This is a genomic window from Hymenobacter qilianensis (assembly GCF_014489555.1).
Classification (GTDB): Bacteria; Bacteroidota; Bacteroidia; order Cytophagales; family Hymenobacteraceae; genus Hymenobacter; species Hymenobacter qilianensis.
Genome location: NZ_CP060784.1, coordinates 1,089,522 through 1,108,154, shown reverse-complemented (window position 1 = coordinate 1,108,154; position 18,633 = coordinate 1,089,522). Strand labels below are relative to the sequence as shown.

General features: G+C 54.9%; 17 protein-coding genes and 2 pseudogenes. 12 read left to right on the top strand and 7 right to left on the bottom strand.

Features of this window, described 5'->3' with window-relative positions; all coding sequences use genetic code 11:
* Nucleotides 1-168: 168 nt before the first annotated feature.
* From H9L05_RS05155 to H9L05_RS05145, 4 genes are all read left to right on the top strand, one after another.
* Nucleotides 169-2,724, top strand: a complete 2,556-nt coding sequence (locus tag H9L05_RS05155; RefSeq protein ID WP_187733287.1) for a YfhO family protein — start codon at nucleotides 169-171, stop codon at nucleotides 2,722-2,724.
* Between the two features lie 49 nt (nucleotides 2,725-2,773).
* Nucleotides 2,774-3,034 carry a hypothetical protein gene (locus H9L05_RS23130; protein WP_223284741.1) on the top strand — a complete coding sequence of 87 codons (261 nt, stop codon included), beginning with the start codon at nucleotides 2,774-2,776 and terminating at the stop codon, nucleotides 3,032-3,034.
* Entirely contained in the window at nucleotides 2,989-3,744 is a 756-nt protein-coding gene (locus H9L05_RS05150) for a 1-aminocyclopropane-1-carboxylate deaminase/D-cysteine desulfhydrase (RefSeq protein ID WP_262892624.1), read from the top strand. The genes H9L05_RS23130 and H9L05_RS05150 overlap by 46 nt, the downstream gene beginning before the upstream one ends.
* Nucleotides 3,745-3,849: 105 nt before the next feature.
* Nucleotides 3,850-4,479 carry a DUF4230 domain-containing protein gene (locus tag H9L05_RS05145; RefSeq protein ID WP_187733286.1) on the top strand — a complete coding sequence of 210 codons (630 nt, stop codon included), beginning with the start codon at nucleotides 3,850-3,852 and terminating at the stop codon, nucleotides 4,477-4,479.
* A gap of 74 nt (nucleotides 4,480-4,553) precedes the next feature.
* Here H9L05_RS05145 and H9L05_RS05140 read toward each other — a convergent pair whose 3' ends face one another.
* Entirely contained in the window at nucleotides 4,554-5,489 is a 936-nt protein-coding gene (locus tag H9L05_RS05140; RefSeq protein WP_187733285.1) for a hydrogen peroxide-inducible genes activator, read from the bottom strand.
* A 153-nt stretch (nucleotides 5,490-5,642) separates the two neighbouring features.
* Between H9L05_RS05140 and H9L05_RS05135 the strand changes: the two are divergent.
* Nucleotides 5,643-7,294 (top strand): annotated as a pseudogene (locus H9L05_RS05135) (catalase).
* A 70-nt stretch (nucleotides 7,295-7,364) separates the two neighbouring features.
* On the opposite strand, the gene H9L05_RS05130 reads toward H9L05_RS05135, so the two are convergent.
* From H9L05_RS05130 to H9L05_RS05120, 3 genes are read right to left on the bottom strand one after another with little or no spacing between them, the layout of a single operon-like run.
* The gene (locus H9L05_RS05130; RefSeq protein WP_187733284.1) at nucleotides 7,365-7,868 is read right to left on the bottom strand and encodes a regulatory protein RecX; all 504 of its coding nucleotides are present in this window, start codon (nucleotides 7,866-7,868) and stop codon (nucleotides 7,365-7,367) included.
* Nucleotides 7,869-7,927: 59 nt separating this feature from the next.
* Nucleotides 7,928-8,581 carry an EamA family transporter gene (locus H9L05_RS05125; RefSeq protein WP_187733283.1) on the bottom strand — a complete coding sequence of 218 codons (654 nt, stop codon included), beginning with the start codon at nucleotides 8,579-8,581 and terminating at the stop codon, nucleotides 7,928-7,930.
* Nucleotides 8,575-8,838, bottom strand: a complete 264-nt coding sequence (locus H9L05_RS05120) for an EamA family transporter (protein ID WP_187733282.1) — start codon at nucleotides 8,836-8,838, stop codon at nucleotides 8,575-8,577. The genes H9L05_RS05125 and H9L05_RS05120 overlap by 7 nt, the downstream gene beginning before the upstream one ends.
* A gap of 51 nt (nucleotides 8,839-8,889) precedes the next feature.
* On the opposite strand from H9L05_RS05120, the gene H9L05_RS25850 reads away from it, so the two are divergent.
* The 5 genes and pseudogenes from H9L05_RS25850 to H9L05_RS05100 all read left to right on the top strand — a co-directional run bounded on the left by H9L05_RS25850 (nucleotide 8,890) and on the right by H9L05_RS05100 (nucleotide 13,882).
* On the top strand, nucleotides 8,890-10,233 hold the full coding sequence (locus H9L05_RS25850) for a Mur ligase family protein (RefSeq protein WP_317175112.1): 1,344 nt from the start codon (nucleotides 8,890-8,892) through the stop codon (nucleotides 10,231-10,233).
* Nucleotides 10,230-11,389 (top strand): annotated as a pseudogene (gene alr / locus H9L05_RS26730) (alanine racemase). The gene H9L05_RS25850 and the pseudogene alr overlap by 4 nt, the downstream one beginning before the upstream one ends.
* Nucleotides 11,390-11,796: 407 nt before the next feature.
* Nucleotides 11,797-12,321 carry a hypothetical protein gene (locus H9L05_RS05110; RefSeq protein WP_187733281.1) on the top strand — a complete coding sequence of 175 codons (525 nt, stop codon included), beginning with the start codon at nucleotides 11,797-11,799 and terminating at the stop codon, nucleotides 12,319-12,321.
* 8 nt (nucleotides 12,322-12,329) lie between these two features.
* Nucleotides 12,330-13,193 (top strand): alpha/beta hydrolase family protein, encoded by an 864-nt coding sequence (locus H9L05_RS05105; RefSeq protein ID WP_187733280.1) that lies wholly within the window; start codon nucleotides 12,330-12,332, stop codon nucleotides 13,191-13,193.
* A gap of 80 nt (nucleotides 13,194-13,273) precedes the next feature.
* On the top strand, nucleotides 13,274-13,882 hold the full coding sequence (locus H9L05_RS05100; RefSeq protein ID WP_187733279.1) for an OmpA family protein: 609 nt from the start codon (nucleotides 13,274-13,276) through the stop codon (nucleotides 13,880-13,882).
* Nucleotides 13,883-13,976: 94 nt separating this feature from the next.
* Here H9L05_RS05100 and H9L05_RS05095 read toward each other — a convergent pair whose 3' ends face one another.
* The 3 genes from H9L05_RS05095 to H9L05_RS05085 form a co-directional block, all read right to left on the bottom strand.
* Nucleotides 13,977-14,300 (bottom strand): hypothetical protein, encoded by a 324-nt coding sequence (locus tag H9L05_RS05095; protein WP_187733278.1) that lies wholly within the window; start codon nucleotides 14,298-14,300, stop codon nucleotides 13,977-13,979.
* Nucleotides 14,294-14,875 carry a carboxypeptidase-like regulatory domain-containing protein gene (locus tag H9L05_RS05090; protein ID WP_187733277.1) on the bottom strand — a complete coding sequence of 194 codons (582 nt, stop codon included), beginning with the start codon at nucleotides 14,873-14,875 and terminating at the stop codon, nucleotides 14,294-14,296. Before H9L05_RS05090 ends, H9L05_RS05095 begins: the two co-directional genes overlap by 7 nt.
* Nucleotides 14,876-15,053: 178 nt before the next feature.
* Complete coding sequence (locus H9L05_RS05085) at nucleotides 15,054-15,953, bottom strand: carboxypeptidase-like regulatory domain-containing protein (protein ID WP_187733276.1); 900 nt, start codon at nucleotides 15,951-15,953, stop codon at nucleotides 15,054-15,056.
* Nucleotides 15,954-16,168: 215 nt separating this feature from the next.
* Between H9L05_RS05085 and H9L05_RS05080 the strand changes: the two genes are divergently transcribed.
* Together H9L05_RS05080 and feoB are read left to right on the top strand one after the other, a co-directional pair.
* A complete protein-coding gene (locus tag H9L05_RS05080) occupies nucleotides 16,169-16,432 on the top strand; it encodes a FeoA family protein (RefSeq protein ID WP_223284739.1) in 264 nt (87 codons plus the stop codon).
* 9 nt (nucleotides 16,433-16,441) lie between these two features.
* Complete coding sequence (feoB, locus tag H9L05_RS05075; protein WP_187733275.1) at nucleotides 16,442-18,628, top strand: ferrous iron transport protein B; 2,187 nt, start codon at nucleotides 16,442-16,444, stop codon at nucleotides 18,626-18,628.
* Nucleotides 18,629-18,633: the final 5 nt, after the last annotated feature.

Below are 18,633 nucleotides of genomic sequence, written 5' to 3'. Positions count from 1 at the left end.
CCCCAAGCGCATGGTTTAGAAACCGGGCGGCTGGGGGCATTTCTGTGCCCGCTAAAATCGTTAGGCTATAACAGCGTACTTCCTGGAATAAAATAAACGGCCTACCTTCGGCGTGCTTTACCGGGCCCTGGGGGCTTTTTGGCCGTTAATCGACTCTTCTTTTTGCTGATGACTACTGTTTCTCCCGTTGCCGTGCCCTTGTGGCGGCGGATGTTGCCTCACCTGCTGGCCGTGTTGTTTTTCCTGGCGCTGGTTTTCGTTTACTTCTCGCCCTTAGTGCTGGATGATCAAACGCTTTCTCAGCACGACATCGTGCAGTTCAGAGGCGGCTCGCAGGAAGCGGCCACTTATCGGGCCGAAACCGGTGAGGAAGCCCTCTGGACCAACTCTATGTTCTCCGGGATGCCTACTTACCTCATCAGCACCCGCTTCCCCGGCGATTTATCGGTGTATATACACCAGATTTTTACCCTGAATATGCCGGCGGTGGTAGCCAACTTGTTTCTGGCGCTGCTTTGTGGCTATATCCTGTTTATAACGTTGGGAGTGCGGCCTTTAGTGGCGGTAGTGGGCGCTATTGCGTTGGGCTTTACCAGCTACAACCTCGTTATTCTGGCTGCTGGGCACAATACCAAGTCGTTGTCTATTGCGTACGCGCCGCTGGTGCTGGCGGGGCTGCTAGTCACATTTCGACGCAACCGCTGGCTCGGTGCGGCTTTGTTTGCCCTGGGCCTAACCATGAATGTGCGCTCCAATCACCTCCAAATCACGTATTATCTGCTGTTGCTGGTGTTGGTGTTCGGCATTGTTGAGCTGATTTATGCCTTCCGCGAAAAGCGCTTACCGGACTTCCTCGGTCGGACGGCGCTCTTAGGTGCCGCCGCCTTATTAGCCGTTGGGGTCAGCTTCGGGCGCCTCTACGTAACGGCCGAATACGGCAAATACTCCATCCGCGGCCGCTCCGAACTCACCACGCCTTCACCCGGCGCGCCAGCCGCGGCCGCTTCTGATGATGTTCCCGGCGGCTCCGGCCTCGACCGCGACTATGCTTTTAATTGGAGCTACGGGGTGGGCGAGACTATTACCTTGCTCATTCCCAATTACTTCGGCGGCGCCAGCCAAGGGGCGCTAAGCGAAAGCTCGGCTACCGGCAAAGCCCTCACCCAACTCGGTGTACCCCCCGTCCAACTCCGCGATTATTTAAGCCAACTTCCCCTTTATTGGGGCGACCAGCCCAGCACCAGCGGCCCCGTGTATGTGGGCGCGGTGGTCTGCCTGCTGTTTGTGCTGGGTCTGTTTGTGGCCGACCGTCGCCTACGCACCTGGCTATTGATCGGTACGATTTTGTCCATTGTGCTGGCCTGGGGCAAGAACTTCGAGACCTTCAACAACCTCATGTTCGACTACTTCCCCGGCTACAACAAGTTCCGGTCGGTGTCGATGGCATTGGTAATTGCCCAGCTCACCATGCCTTTGCTGGCCATATTGGCCTTGGCCCGCGTGCTGCGCGCTCACCGCACGGCTTCGGCGCCAGTAGCTGGCCACCCAGCTCTCACGCTTCCAGCCGCCGACTCCGCCGAAACCACCGGCCTCAAGCGCAAGCTGCTGTATGCCGTTGCTGGTACCGCTGGTTTGTGCATCCTGGCTTGGCTGCTCAGCTTAGGCGCTGATTATGCGTCTCCTATCGATGCGCAATTGCAGCAAAGCGGCTTTCCGCTCGATGCCATTCGCGAAGACCGCGCTAGCCTGCTCCGCGCCGATGTGCTACGCTCGTTGTTCTTTATTCTGGCTGCGGGGGGCGTTTTGTACTTCTTTTTGCAACGCAAGCTTTCCGCTACAGCCGCGGCCGCAGTTATGGCTGGGCTCACCCTCGTCGACCTGTGGGCGGTTGATAAGCGTTACCTCAACGACTCCAACTTTCAGCGTGAAACCGTGACGCAGCAGTTTGTGCCAACGCCTCAGGACCAGCAAATTCTGCAGGATAAGGACCTGAGCTACCGTGTACTGAATCTGAACAACCCATTCAACGAAGCCAACACTTCTTACTTTCACAAGAGCATCGGTGGCTATCACGGCGCTAAGCTGCGCCGCTACCAGGATCTGATTGAGCGCCAGATTTCGCAGAATAACACGCAGGTGCTCAATATGCTGAACACCCGTTACCTAATTACGCCCCCCAACCCGCAAGCCAATCAGCCCTCACAGGTACAGCGCAATCCGGCGGCGCTGGGCAATGCCTGGTTTGTCAGCGAAATTCAGAAAGTACAGAGCCCCGACCAGGAAATTGCGGCACTCAGCAACTTCAATCCGGCCACCACGGCCGTCGTGGATGCCTCCAAGTTTCCGCTCCCAAAAACCACCTACAACGCCGCTGGCTCCACCATCCGCCTCACCAACTATTCGCCGGATGCGCTAAAGTATCAGGCCAATGCTGCTCAGGACGGCTTCGTCGTGTTCTCCGAAATCTATTATAAGGACGGCTGGAACGCCTACATCGACGGCAAGCTGGTGCCGCACCTGCGGGCCAACTACGTGCTGCGCGCCCTGCCCGTGCCCGCCGGTCAGCATACCATTGAGTTCAAATTTGAGCCCCAGTCCTACACTATCGGCAACACCGTGTCGCTGGTGTCGTCCATCATCCTGATTCTGGGGTTGATAGGTGTGGCTTTTTATATCTGGAAAAAGCGGCCGGTGCTGGCTGATCAGGATTTGGTGACGGCGTAATACTTGCCAAAGAATCTCGCAGCTAAGCTCAGCTGGGTGTAATTGCCGCATGACAACACCAATTCCGCTGGTTCTGCAGGAGCTAAACGAGCCCGCCGCACACCGCTGTGGCATTCGCTTAATCTTGCTGCGCGATGATTTAACGCACGCCGAGCTGCCGGGAAATAAGTGGCGTAAGCTCAATTACAACTTGCTGGAAGCCCGCGCCCAGGGCCACCACACGTTGCTTACCTTCGGGGGGCTTTTTCCAATCATCTGGCGGCCGTGGCGGCTGCGGGTCGGTTATATGGCTTCCGCACCATCGGCATAGTGCGGGGCGAGCCCACGATTCCTCTGAATCCGACGCTCGCCCAGGCCGCAGCCGATGGCATGAGCTTGCGCTACCTCGACCGTGACACGTACCGTCAGAAGCAGGAAGCGGCATTTCAGGCTGAGCTACTCCAGCAGACAGGTCCGGCTTATATACTGCCCGAGGGCGGCACGAATGAGCTGGCTCTGCGCGGTTGCGCTGAATTGGTGACGGAGCTGAGCGCCCAAACTTCCTTCGACACGCTGTGCGTAGCCTGTGGCACCGGCGGCACGCTGGGGGGCTTTTTAACAGCGCTGAAGCCCCAGCAGCAAGCCGTAGGTGTGGCCGCCCTCAAGAATGGCGGTTTTCTGCAAGATGATATCCACGCGTTAATAACGGCCGCCGGGCAAATAATCACGGCTCCATGGTCGGTCCAAACGCAGTATCATTTTGGGGGTTACGCCAGGTTTTCACCCGAGCTGATGACATTTATCCAGCAGTTTCAACAGCGCCACAAGGTATTGCTCGACCCAATCTACACGGGTAAGCTGCTGTACGGCATCCTGGATTTGCTGCGGCAAGATTATTTCGCGCCTGGTAGCACCGTAGTGGCCGTGCATACGGGCGGCCTGCAAGCCTGGGCTGGGTTTCGGGCCCGATTTGAAAGGCGCAGTGTATGGTGGCCGAAAGTTGTCCGGCCAGGGGGAGCAGCTTCCGGTGCGGTGAATTAAAAGCAAGCAAATATTTGTTGTAACTCAACAGTGCTACATAGAAGCTGGGAACGTATTCAGACCAGCTGTTATCCTTGTCTTCTGCCCACCGTTTTCCCTTCCTGAATGATTCGCTTGCTCCGCCGCTTATTACCGTTATTGTTTTTGGTGGGGTTAGGCTGGTTTTTGTGGGAAAAAGTGCAGCCCACGCTGGCCGAGCTGCAAAACCCGTTGCGGCCCACTCCCCAAATCACCGTGACTCATAACACGGTGCTAACCAAGGTAGAAAGCCTGGGCCGCATGGAGCTGGTGCGCTTTCGCTTCAAGGATGTGGTGGAATACCGCAAAAGCACTTATCGTTTCCTGCCTGATTCCAAAGTAGCTATTATCGTAGCTGGTGAGGCAGTTGGCTGCCTCGACATGACCAAAGTGCGCGCCCAGGATGTGGTGTTTGAGGGCGACTCCATTATAAGAGTGGCATTGCCCGCGCCTGAGCTGTGCACCTGGCGCGTCGACCATAGCCAAAGCAAAGTATACAGCACCGAAAACTCGTTTTTTCAGGATGCCGAGCTTATCGATGAAGGTTACCGCTACGCCGAGCGCAACGTGCGCCAAACTGCTTTGCAATCGGGTATTCTGCCCCAGACCACTCGGAATGCAGAGAAAATATTGCGGCCCATGCTCGAAACCATGACGGGCCGCCGCGTAATACTGACCCAGCAAATGGCCCCGCCGCAGCGGCCGGCCAAGAGGTGAAGTGGTAAAATGGTGAGTTCGAAGTTTTGTTTGGCTGCACCATTAACGCAGAGTGCGCCTTAAGTGCCTCAAAATCACCACTTAACCACTTCTCCTCTTTTCTGCATAACCCGACCCGCGTGCAGCCGCTCAGGCACCTGCTCCAGAATCAGCTGACGCAAATTGCTGAGCAGTTGGGTGCGCACGAAGCCATGATGCACTACTAGGCTTACTTCGCGCACCGGTTCCGGAGCCTCGAAGCGCTTTACCATGGGGTTCTCCTCGGCCTCTTCCAGCACCGACAGCTCGGGAACCAATGTATAGCCATTGTTGCGACGAACTAACTCTTTTAACGTCTCGATGGAGCCGCTTTCGTAGCTGTAAGTGTGCACGCCAGCCGGCGGCGCGCAGATAGTGAGTACCTGGTTGCGAAAGCAATGTCCTTGCTGCAGTAGCCACAAACCGGCCCCCGAAAGATCGGTGGGGCGCAGGGTGGCGTGCGCATACAGCGGGTGCGATGCCGATACATAACCCAAAAAAGGCTCTTCCAGCAGCGGCACTTCGCGGAGCTGCGCATCGTTGAGGGGCGTGATAAGCAGCCCTATGTCAAGCTGGTGCGCTTTGAGCTGGCGCACCAATTCTTCGGACTGTAGTTCCTCCACGCGTACCCGCAGCTGCGGATGGCGTTCAGCCAATGGCACCAAAAACAAGGGCACCAGGTAGGGAGCCAGCGTGGGAATAATGCCGAGCCGCACTTCGCCAATCAGCTCACCCTTTTCCACCTCTACCACTTCGCGCAGTAGCTGCACTTCGCGGAGCACCTGGCGCGCCTGCTGTATTACCTTAACGCCCACAGCAGTTGGCTCTAAGCGTTTTTTCTTGCGGTCAAACAGCATCACGCCCAGTTCCTCTTCCAGCTTTTGGAGCTGCATACTCAAGGCTGGCTGCGTTACATGGCAGTGGTGGGCGGCGCCCACAAACTGCCGGTGCGTGTCGAGCGCGATAAGATATTCAAGCTGTTGGAGATTCACGATGTAAAGCTAAACTATAAGCGTTGCTGATACTGTTATCAAAACAAATGATTTGATTTATACTTGCACTAACAGCATCTTTGGTGGAAATTATATAAGATTGTCTTCCAACGGTTCTCGTATAGGTAACCAATCACTTAATAAAAGCTTACTATGGACCAAGATCAGAATCCCACGTCTGGCAACGGTACGGGTACGGCCGTAACCGGCGCTGGCACTTCGCACGACACGCGTACGGCGGCCAGCGAAAACGCCCAGACCCTCACCACCCGTCAGGGGCATCCCCTCACGAACAACCAGAATACGCGCACTGTGGGCAGCCGCGGCCCCGCCACACTGGAGAACTATCAGTTCATCGAAAAAATCAGCCACTTCGACCGGGAGCGAGTTCCGGAGCGCGTGGTGCACGCCCGTGGCGCCGGTGCCCACGGCGTATTCGAAGCGTACGGCAAAGTAGGCGACGAGCCCATTGAGAAGTACACCCGCGCTAAGCTGTTCAATACCAAAGGCAAGGAGACGCCCGTATTCGTGCGCTTCTCCACGGTAGGTCACGGTGGTCACTCGCCCGAAACCCTGCGCGATCCGCGCGGCTTTGCGGTGAAGTTCTACACCGAAGACGGCAACTGGGACCTGGTAGGCAACAACCTGAAGGTGTTCTTTATCCGCGACGCGATGAAGTTTCCGGATCTGATTCACTCCCAGAAGCCTGATCCGGTGCACAACCGCCAGACCGGAGAGCGTATCTTCGACTTCATCAGCAACACACCGGAAGCCATGCACATGGTGAGCTTCCTGTTCTCGCCCTGGGGCATTCCGGCCAACTACCGGCAGATGCAGGGCTCAGGCGTAAACACCTACAAGTGGGTAAACCAAGCCGGTGAGGCTGTGCTGGTGAAGTACCACTGGGAGCCGCTACAAGGCATCAAGAACCTCACGCAGGCTGAAGCAGAGGCTATTCAGGCCAAAAACTTCAACCACGCTACCCAAGACCTGTTCGATAACATCAAGAAGGGCAACTTCCCGCAGTGGGAGCTGCGCGTGCAGATCATGAGCGACGACGAGCATCCGGAGCTAGACTTCGATCCGCTTGACGACACCAAGATCTGGCCCGAAGATCAGTTCCCGCATCTGCCCGTGGGCAAGATGACGCTCAACAAGAACCCTGATAACTATTTCGCGGAGGTGGAGCAGGTGGCCTTCGGTACGGGTGTGCTGGTAGATGGACTGGACTTCTCCGACGACAAAATGCTGCAGGGACGTACGTTCTCGTACTCCGATACGCAGCGTTACCGCGTGGGTACCAACTATTTGCAACTGCCCATCAACGCGCCCAAGAAGCACGTAGCTACCAACCAGCGCGATGGTCAGATGGCTTACCACGTCGATTCGGCGCCCGGCCAGAACCTGCACGTCAACTACGAGCCTTCCTCGCTCAATGGCCTGAAAGAAGCCCCCGCTCAGCTCCCGACCATACTCCGGAGTACACGGGCCGTCTGATTCGTCAGACCATTGACCGCCAGAACAACTTCAAGCAAGCCGGTGAGCGGTACCGTCTGCACGAAGATTGGGAGCGCAATGATTTGATTAGCAACATGGTGGGCGCGCTAAGCGATGCCAATGAGGTCATTCAGAAAAAGATGATCGAGCTGTGCACCAACTGCGACCCGGATTGGGGGCAGCGTTTGGCCGAAGGGCTGAAGCAAACCGCCAGCGGTGCCCAAGGTGCTACGCAGGCAAACGAAAGCAAGAGTGCCGAAGCCGTAGAGCAAGCAGAGGCAATAGCCCACGACGCACGGCCGTATTAATAAAGAGTAAGCACAAAAAAGCCCCCAGACCAAGTCTGGGGGCTTTTTTACGTTGTAGCTAAAGGCAATTCTATTCGTCTTCGTCGTTGGTCTTTTCCTTGCCCAGATCATCCAGGGCCATCTTTATCAGATCAGACTCGTAGCCTTTGCTGGTCATGAAAAGCTGGAGCTTCTGGCGGCGTATGCGCGGGTTCTTTTCCTTTTCCTGGCGGTCCTTCTTTTCCAGTACGTCCACCAGATTTTGGTAGTACTCATCCCCATCTATCTCCTTCATGCCTTGCTTGATGCAGTACTCGGAGATGCCCTTGAACTTAAGGTCCTGCAAAATGCGGCGGCGGCCCCACTTTTTAAGTCGGTATTTGCCCCGCACGAAGCTTTTGGCGTAGCGCTCCTCATCGAGCAACTTCTCCCGGCTCAGCCGAATAATGATTTCACCAGCTTCATCCTCCGTCAGGCCGTAGCTGCGCAGCTTTTCCTCGGTTTCCTTGAATGTGCGCTCCTGATAGGTGCAGAAAGCGGCTATCTTCTGAAGCGCTTCGGGCGGCGTATAAAACTTCTTGGCGGGCTGCTGCATGCGTTACGAATGGGTAGTTGATAGCGTATAGAGGTTAACTTAAGCGAAGCGAAAAAGGGTCAACGAATAACCTCTTTACTGGCCAGCTTGGCGCCAAAACGCATATTATACAGCACAACGGAGCCCAGAATCACCGCGTAGGCTACGGCCTGAATAGTGGTAGCGGCCTCGTTGAAATACAGAAAAGCCAGCAGAAAGCTTACCACCGGATTCAGATACATCAGAATGCCCACCGTGCCCGAAGGCAGCGTATTCAAAGCATAGAGGTTTAGAAACAGCGGCAGCACCGTGAACACGGCACTCAGAATGGCCGTCATCAGGAGCAGATGTAGGTCGTGGAAGCCGGCCAGGGGAGATGCGCCCAGCAGGCTGGCCGTAGGTAGAATAAGCGCGGCCGCCAAGGACAGCTGAACGGTAAGCAGCACCAGCCTGTCGTAGCCCTGCAGGCGGCGCTGGGTGATAAGGTAGAGCGCGTACGTGGCCGCCACGACCAAGCTCATCAGCAACGTGCGCGCCGAGCCCGTGCCCAGCAACGCGCAGCTCAACGCACTCAGCCCGATGGCCAGCCACTGATTGCGCCGCAGCTTCTCGCGCAGCACCAGAAACCCCAGCAGCGCCGTCAGGATTGGGCAAATGAGGTAGGCAAACGAGCCCGCCTGCACGCTCACTTTATTGATGACGTAAATGAACAGCAGCCAGTTGGAGGTCAGCAAAATGCCCCCAGCAAGGTGCTGCCGGCCACTCCGCGGCGCTCATTCACCGGCGCTGTGCGCCACTTTCGCCACGCCGCCCGCACCGCCGAGAAACGGAATAGCAGGTTAATAACCAGCAGAATAAGCAGGGAAATAAGCACCCGGAAGAACAGAATCTGGCCGCTGCTGTAGCTGGTGAGCATACGGAGCGGAATCGGGAAAAACCCCCAAATAAGAAAAGCCGCGAGGGCGGCCAGGTGATAGCGAGTGAGTTGCACGAGGAAGAAGCAAACGGTAAAGACCGCAAAGATACCACACGCCGTACCTTTGTGCTCCATGCTACTCTTCTCCGATTTGCCCGCTCTCATTGGCGGTACCTTGCTCCAAACGCCCCCGAGGCCGCGCGCGTGCAGCACCTGCTGCTCGATAGCCGGCGCGTGGGACAGCCGGCCGGGTCGCTGTTCTTTGCTATTCGCGGGGCCCTGCACAACGGCCACCGCTACCTGTCCGACCTGTATCAGCGCGGCGTGCGCCTGTTTGTGGTCGATAGATTGGAAGAGATTCCGGGGGGCAAATTGGCCTTTCCCGAAGCCGGCTTTCTACTGGTAGAAAACAGTCTGGCGGCGTTGCAAGCGCTGGCCGCCTGGCACCGGCGGCAGTTCCATATTCCGGTGTTCGGCATCACGGGCTCCAACGGCAAAACCATTGTGAAAGAGTGGCTGGCTCAGCTACTTAGCTCCGACGAGCTGATCTGCAAAAGCCCGCGCAGCTACAACTCGCAGGTGGGCGTGCCGCTATCCGTGTGGGAGTTGAACGCCACGCACACGCTCGGCATTTTTGAGGCCGGCATTTCAGAGCGGGGCGAAATGGCACGGCTCGCCGCTATCATTCAGCCCACGCTCGGCATCTTCACCAACCTGGGCACGGCCCACGACGCAGGCTTTGCTTCAGCGGAAGAGAAGGTAGGCGAGAAAATGCAGCTTTTTGCGGCAGTAGATACGCTCTTTTACTGCCGCGACCACGAAGCCATTCACGCGGCGGCGCAGCAGATACTTGATCCGGCGCGCACCTTTACTTGGAGTCGGCAAGCGCAGCGGGGGGCAAATTTGAGCGTCACCGTTACGGAAGCCAGTGCCGAGCGCACGGTGGTGCAAGTGCATTTGGCTCGCCCCAGAGTGGAAGAGCACACGTTTACCTTGCCCTTCGCCGATGAGCCTTCGGTAGAAAACGCACTGCACTGCCTGGCCGTGCTGCTGTGGTACGCCGTGCCCACCGCCGAGATTCAGCGCCGCCTCGACCGCCTGCTGCCCGTGGCCATGCGCCTGGAGATGAAGCAGGCCCTCAACGACTGCTACGTGCTCGACGATACGTACAATAATGACCTCGCCGGCCTCACCCTGGCCCTCGATGCCCTGGCCCGCCAGCCGCGCCGTGGGCAACGCACCCTCATTCTCTCTGATGTGCTCGAATCGGGCTTGCCGGCGGCGGAGCTGTATGCGCGCATTGCGGCCCAGCTGCCCGCGCACGGCGTAGGACGCATTATCGGGGTTGGCGAGGCCATAAGTGCGCATCAGCAGCTGTTTGGCGAGGTGCGGGGGCTTTTTTTGCCAGCACCGAAGCATTTCTGGCTGCTTTTCAGCCGGAGCAGTTTCGCCACGAAACGATTCTGGTGAAGGGTGCCCGGCGCTTTGAGTTTGAGCGGATTGTGGCCGCTTTTCAGCAAAAGATTCATGGTACCGTACTGGAAGTGAACCTGGATGCGCTGGTGCACAACCTCAACTATTACCGCGCGCGCCTCGCGCCCGGCACCCGCCTGATGGTGATGGTGAAAGCCTTTGCGTACGGCAGCGGCAGCTACGAAGTGGCCAACCTACTCCAGTTTCACCGCGCCGACTACCTGGCGGTGGCGTATGCGGATGAAGGCGTGGAGCTGCGCCAACACGGTATCAGTCTGCCGATTATGGTGATGAACCCGTCGCCCGACAGCTTCCAGAAGCTGCACCAGTATCATCTGGAGCCCGAAATCTACTCCTTCGAGCGCCTGCATGATTACCTGTTGGCAGCCCAAACTCAGCTTATGCCAGCCATTCACCTGAAGCTCGACACGGGCATGCGACGGCTAGGATTTGCGGAAGAGGACCTGGAAGAGCTGTGCAAGCTATTGCGCGAAAAAGCCCCCAACTGCGCGTGGCCAGTATGCTGACCCACCTGGCCGGCGCCGATGAAGCGCAGCACAACGATTTTTCGCACCAGCAGCTAGCCGCATTCCAGCGAATGACTCCGCTTGTAGAGGCTGCCCTTGGCTATTCCGTCCTGAAGCATGCGCTGAATTCTGCTGGTATCATACGCTTTCCAGAGGCTCATCTGGACATGGTGCGGCTGGGCATTGGCTTGTATGGAGTAGAAGCTTCGGGCCAGGACTCAGCGGCTCTGCGCCCAGTCAGCGCCTTACGCACGGTTATCTCTCAGGTCAAAAAACTGCCTGCTGGTCAAACGGTTGGCTACGGCCGCCGGGGTGTCGCCACCAACTTTGAGCGGCGCACGGCCACCATAGCTATCGGGTACGCCGATGGCTACGACCGGCGCTTCGGTAATGGCGTGGGCGAAGTAGTGATACGCGGCCTGCGTGCTCCCATATTGGGCAACGTTTGTATGGATATGTCTATGGTCGATGTCACCCACATTCCCGACGCGCAGGCCGGCGACTCCGTAGTCGTGTTTGGTGAGCAAATACCGCTGGTGGAGCTGGCTTCCCGCATCGGCACCATCCCCTACGAGCTACTGACGAATGTGAGCGAGCGAGTAAAGCGCATATTCATAACTGAATAGTTATTCCTTGGCCATTCGCCTTGCGCCGCTATAGGTGTTCCTTGGTATAATTTAAGATTATGAGCAAGAAGCAATAATATTGTCTCCATACATATCTCAAAAAAGTAAAGGTTGTAATGTAATATTAATCGCTGTATAAGGTTTATTAGAAAGTGTTTTTAATGCGCTGACACAGATTTTTACGAACAAATAAGCTACGCAAGACGATTTCAGAATCTTGATTTGTGAATAAAATGGCATTAAGGCCAGAAAAAGTTTTTTTTCTGGCCTTAATGCCATTTTTGTGTACCTCTGGTGCATGTTTTGTATAGGCCGCATTTTCCGATCTGATGTGGTAATGCCTTGCGTCTTTGGCTTACCACAAGCATACCTACAGCTACCCTTATTTACTCCTCACTTCCTTTTGCATGAAGAAAATTCTCTACTCACCTTATTTTAGCTTCTGCCTGTTTATTGCGTTGCTTCTATCCGCTCCAGCCCGTGCAGCAGCTCCAGCATTAGATGGTCTGTGGAAGGGGCCCTTGCCTGTGCCTGGCGGCCAATTAGAGGTAGTATTCAGAGTGGTAGCTCTCACGGGAGGCTCTTTCTTTGCTACGCTCGATGTACCGCAGCAAAAGATTAGCCGCATGGCTGTCAGCGTGGAAGTAAGAGGCGATACCATCGTATTTATGGCTCCCGAAGCGGGCAGTCAGTTCATGGGCTTGGTATCGGCCGATGGTAAAGCATTGACTGGTACCTGGCAACAGCCTGGCTACCAGGTGGCCCTAACGCTTGGCTACACGTCGGCCCCGATAAGCACAGCTAAAAGCGCACGGCTCACACCTCCTTATCGCGAGGAGGAAGTAGCTGTGACTAACACCGAAGCCAATTTGACTTTGGGGGAATGCTCACGGTGCCGGCTGGTGAAGGTCCATTTCCTGCGGTCGTATTGATCTCGGATATGGGAGCCCAAGATCGTGATGCCGCTGTAGGTGACTACCGCCCCATGGGAGTGTTGGCTGACTTCCTGACACGTCGTGGGATTGCCGTGCTTCGCTTCGATGACCGGGGCGTGGGCAAATCAGGCGGTGACTATAATGAGGCTACCCCTCCGGCTTTATTAACGGACTTACAGGCAGCTATGCAGGCGCTGCGAAGCCGCCCCGAGATTAATGCTGCCAAAGTGGGTGTTGTTGGACACGGCGAGGGAGGTAATCTAGCTTTGCTAGCCGCTGCCGAGGAAGAAGCTCCCAATTTCGTGGTTACGATGGCCGCCAGTGGATTATCGGGCCGCGACTTGGTACTGCAGCAGCAAGCCGATTTGCATCGCTCTTTGGGCGCCAGCCTGACACAAATGCAAATAGGGGTTATGCGCCGGCAGGCTATTCTTGATGTAATTCGTCAAACGCCTGATAATACCAAGGCTCAGCGCCTGGTGGCTATCATGCTAAGAGAAACGAATCCATCTATCGACATGGCTACGGCTAAAATTAGCGCTAGTTTGTTAACCACTGATCGGTATCGCTACTTCCTGGATTTTAACCCTGCCGATAAACTGCCTAGTGTGAAGTGCCCAGTATTACTGCTTTCTGGTACTGCCGACACGTATATTGAAGCTGACGTTAATCTTAATTCCTTGCAGAGAGGTCTGAAAAGTAGCTCCTCGGTGAATACCCGCAAATTGACTGGCGTAAACCACATGTTTCAGGCCGACCCGTCGGAGTGGACAGTGGTGAACGGCCAGCCACAGCCTACTTTTTCGGCCCAGGCGCAGGAGGCGATTCGGCAGTGGATTATAGTGCAGGCCACAGAGAAGTCCAAGTAAAAGAAAAACAAGGCGATAGTCTCGGTGAACCGTTGTGGGGTCGTGTTCGTAGAACAGGGCTCCACAACGGTTCATCTGCTATGAAAAAGACCCTGTTTACGATTCTTAGTGCCGCTGCCCTGCTGGCTAGCTGCGACAACCTGAAAAATCCGGCTACCAAAAACGAGCCCGAAGAAGCCACCGCTGATACAGCGGTAGTTTATCGTGAAGGCCAAGAAGGCCCCGCTGTCGCCGTTGCTGACGGTGATTTAATCGACACCGACGCGCTGAATTTGCCCGACGTCGATTTCCCTGAGGTGAATCTTCCGGACGTGTCTGTGCGCGGCAATGATCAGTATAGCGTGTATGGCATCGAGGAAACGGTGCTGTTTGATACCGACAAAGCCACGATTAAGCCAGGCGCAGCTAAAGCGCTGGAGCAGATCTCAGCGTCTATTGGTAAACGGTCGGCTGACAAGCAGCTTCGCATCATTGGTCATGCTGATTCGCGCGATACCAAGTCGTACAACAAAGAGTTGAGCGAGCAGCGCGCTGAAGCAGTGAAAAACTGGCTGGTTAACAATGGTAAAATCGAGGCTTCGCGCGTAGCTATTCAGCCCATGGGCGAGTCCAAACCTGTAGCATCGAATGCAACAGCTGCTGGCCGCCAGCAAAACCGACGCGTTGAAATAGCCGTGATCAACAAGTAAGTAGAGTTGCTGAGTTCAGGCTCATAAAAAAGCCCCCAGACCTCGTCTGGGGGCTTTTTTATGAGCCTGAACTTACTATCTAACGAAATATGGTTTACTTAATCATATCAACTTCGGCCTTGATCATGGCGTTGTAGCGCAAGCCGCCAGCGCCCGACATGGTCATCAGCGTCCAGCCTTTACCGAGCGTATAGCTCCAGGTGCGGCTTTCCTTAAATTCGAACGTGGGACGCATGATCTGTCCGTAGGGGGTGTAGTTATCGTCGAAGTTGGTGGTGTAGAACTTGTCACCGCTTACAATCCACTCCATGGCAACATAGAATCCTTCGTCCGGCGCGACGATGTTATACTGAGTTAAATCAACCGTAAACCACTGTCCGCCGCCCGGTGCCGATACCACCACGTTCTCAGTCAGCAAGTCGGAGTTTGGGGAACTGTAGTTGCCGTCGGGGCGTAGATGCGCACCCGGAATGGTTCGCGCGGGAAGCCGTGCTCACCAATATAGAACGAAACGGAGCGCACGTTACCCAGCTTTTTGCCCTTTTCGTTTTTTACGAAAAACGCATACTGGCTGCCGGGCATGCCCTGAATCATGCCATCACCGGGTGTATTGGAGCGGGCGCCTAGCTTCAGGTCTTTCACCTTGCTGGCCTGTACTTTAACCTCAGCCAGCTCATACACTCGTTTGGAAACCTCAATTACCATATCGGCCTGGCTCGAGCCACGCTTCACCAGCACAGCCTTGCGCTCGTAACCCAAGGCCAGAACGATCAGAGAGTCCTGGGCATTTTTGGTAGGACCGGTCATCTGGAAGATGCCGATTTCGTTGGTAAGAGCACCGCTTTGCTCATCCTTCAAACCGATGGAAGAGAAGGGAATGGGCTCTTTCGTCTTCTTGTCGATGATACGACCGGATAGCCGAGTTTCCTGGGCCATGCTTAGTGCCGGAAGCAGCAAACAGAAGGTAAAGGTGAATAGTACGCGTTGGAACATAAAGGGAGGTTTACAGACCGGGAGACAAGTTTGTAAGAGAGATAGGGCTGTGAGAGGGACTTTATTAATGACGCTTTGTAAAAGCGCGTAAAGCGGTATTTCTAATAATTAAATACTGGCTTACAAGTAGAAACCGGCTTTAAAAACAGCTTGATAAGGAGGATAAAGCACCTAAGCTTTATTTATACATATCTACCTCGGCCTTAATCATGGCATTGTAGCGCATACCATTGTTAGCTAAGGTGATTAAGCTCCAGCCGCGTCCGATAGTATAATTCCAGGTGCGGCTTTCTTTGAATTCGAACGTCGGCCGCAGGATCTGACCGTAAGGCGTGTAGGTGTCCATGAAGTTGGTGGTGTAGAACTTATCACCCGTCACGATCCATTCCATGGCGACATAGAACCCTTCATCCGGCGCGACGATGTTGTACTGGGTCAAATCGACGGTGTACCAGGCGCCCCCTTTTATAGCCGATACCACCACGTTCTCAGTCAGCAAGTCGGAGTTTGGGGAACTGTAGTTGCCGTCGGGGGCATAAATGCGAATGCGGAACGGCTCGCGCGGAAAGCCATGCTCCCCAATAAAGAATGACACGGTACGTACCAAGCCTAGTTTCTTGCCTTTGTCATTCTTGACATAGAAGGCATATTGAGTACCAGGCATGCCCTGAATCATGCCATCGCCGGGCGTGTTGGAGCGCGCTCCCAATCCAATTGGCTTCACCTTGCTGGCCTCAACTTTGATTCCGCTCAGCAAGTATTCGCGTTTGGGGACTTCAAGGATAATTTCCTCTAAATTCTTATCGCTTTTTCTTACCAGAATGGCCGTACGCTTAAAGCCCAGCGCTATTACAATCAGCGAGTCCTTCTGATTTTTCTCTGGCATGGCTATCTGAAAATAGCCGTATTCGTTGGTCAAAGCACCTACCTGCTCTTCTTTCAACCCGATGGAAGCGTACTGGATAGGCTCCTGCGTTTCTTTATCAACTACCCGACCTGAAATTCGGTCGGCCTGCGCGAAGCTGAAATAAGGCAGCATCACAGCAAAGACGACTAAAGAAAGTACACGTTTAAACATAGTAGAAATGAGTAGTTGTACCCCAAAACTACAATGAATGTGCCAATGTGCTCCCTGTTTTCCTTGAATAGTTATACCTGTGCAATTTTCTGATGGAATAATTCTAAGCTGCTTCCAGGCCCATCTTATAAGTGGTTGAAGAAAACCATCTTTTGGCCGAAACCTAAATGGGGCGTACCTTTGTTTGAATCCTGTCTAAATAACCAATCCTGCCTGTGGCTATCCGTTTTACTACCGCTGCCCCTACGACCCAACGTAGTGTGAAAGACCTTCGTCTGGGTGAGAGCGGGACGATTTGCTGCCTGCAGGATCCCGAGATGGCGTTGAAACTATTAGAAATGGGCTGCATTCCGGGCACGCAAGTGCGCCTTAATAGCCGCGCTCCCTTGGGGTGCCCCATCACGCTGGTACTCGGCGACGAAGATTACACGCTTTCGCTGCGGGTAAGTGAGGCGGCTACTATTTTATTGAAAAACTAACCGGCGCGGATGGCTCGCCTGGCAACTATACCTACAGTGTCCGCTCCGGCGGCCGTCGCCTCAAGCGTTGATAGCATACCTACGCCTCACGCCCGTCGTGAATTGACGCGTATTGCCCTGGTGGGCAATCCTAACTCAGGCAAGTCCTCGCTGTTTAATCAGCTCACGGGCCTGAACCAAAAAGTAGGCAACTTTCCTGGTGTAACGGTTGACCGGAAGACCGGCATCAGCCAGCTTACGCCCCAGCACCGCGCCGAAATTATCGACTTGCCGGGTACGTATTCGCTGTACCCGAAAAGCCTGGACGAGAAGGTAATCACCGACTTGCTTTACGACCGTGAATCGGCTCAGTATCCTGATTTCGTGGTGGTCACAGTCGATGCCTCCAACCTGCGGCGTAATCTATTGCTGTTTACTCAGCTCGCCGATTTAGGCTTGCCTGCCGTGTTGGCTCTCAACATGATGGACGTAGCCGAGCAGCATGGCGTGCACATCGATATTGCTGAGCTACAGCAGGAGTTAGGTGTCCCCGTGATACCCATGAATGCGCGTAAGGGCATTGGCGTGGCTGCACTCAAGATTGTGATGGCGCAACATCTGGACGCGCCCACGGTAAGCTTCTATGAGCCCACCGAGGAACTGCTTCCCATGATCCGGCAGATTCGGTACTATTTTAATCTGCACAACGATTATCTGGCGCTGCACTATGCACACCAGTTCCGGCATATCAGCTTTTTAACGCCCGATCAGCGCCAGTATGTGCAGGAGCTGGTTGAGCAGTATGGCTTCGAGCCTACCGCTCGCCAGGCGCATGAAACCATTTCCCGCTACGCCCGCATCAATGAGATCCTGCTCAACGCGGTATCGGTGACGCGCACCGAGCGCAATGAGCCGTACAGCAACAAGCTAGACAAAGTCCTGACGCATCGGGTTTGGGGCTACCTGATTTTCTTCGGGGTGCTGTTTATGATGTTTCAGGCCGTATTTGCCTGGGCCAGCTATCCTATGGATCTGATTGATCAAGGCATTGCGCTGATCAACTCACTTATCCAAACCAACTTCAACGGGCCTCTTATTAATCTTCTCACTGAGGGGGTAATTGCAGGTCTGGGGGGCGTTTTGATCTTCATTCCGCAGATTGCCCTGCTGTTTGCTTTCATCGCGGTGCTGGAGGAAACAGGCTATATGGCCCGCGTTACGTTCATGATGGACCGCATCATGCGCAAGTTCGGACTGAACGGCAAGAGTGTCGTTCCGCTCATTTCGGGCGTTGCCTGCGCAGTGCCCGCTATTATGAGCGCCCGCACCATCGAGAACTGGAAGGACCGCATCATCACCATCTTCGTTACGCCGCTGATGAGCTGCTCGGCCCGGATTCCGGTGTACACGGTGCTTACGGCGTTGGTCGTGCCCGATGAGAAGGTGTTGGGCTTCTTCAACTTGCAGGGTGTAGTGCTCATGGGATTATACCTGCTGGGCTTTCTGTCGGCTATATTCTCGGCCTTAGCGCTGAAGCTGCTGCTTAAAACCCAGGAGCGGAGCTACTTTATTATGGAGTTTCCAGTGTATCGCTGGCCGCGCTGGAAGAATGTGGGCATTACTATAGTCGAGAAGGTAAAAACCTTCGTGTTTCAGGCCGGCAAGGTTATCGTAGCCATTTCAGTTATCCTCTGGGTATTAGCTTCGTATGGTCCGGGTGATGCCTTGGATAAAGCTGAGCAGCAGGCACGCGTTACAGCCGTTCAGCAGCAACTTACGCCGGAGGAAACAGATAATCGTATTGCGTCCGAGAAGCTCGAAAACTCTTATGCCGGATTGTTTGGCCGAACATTGGAGCCAGCTATTCGCCCGCTGGGTTTCGACTGGAAAATCGGTATTGCCCTCATCACGTCTTTTGCTGCCCGTGAGGTATTCGTGGGGACCATTTCTACGATTTACAGCGTAGGCCAAGACGCGGATATGCGCACGGTGCAACAGAAGCTGGCCGCTGAGAAAGACGAAAATGGCCAGCCATTTTTCACGCCGGCCCGCGCATTTTCTTTGCTGGTGTTCTATGTATTTGCCATGCAGTGCATGAGTACGCTGGCCGTTGTGTACCGCGAAACCAAAGGATGGAAATGGCCCCTGATGCAGCTGCTATACATGACAGGCCTGGCCTATGTGTCGTCGCTGATTGTGTATCAGGTATTCAAGTAGAATCA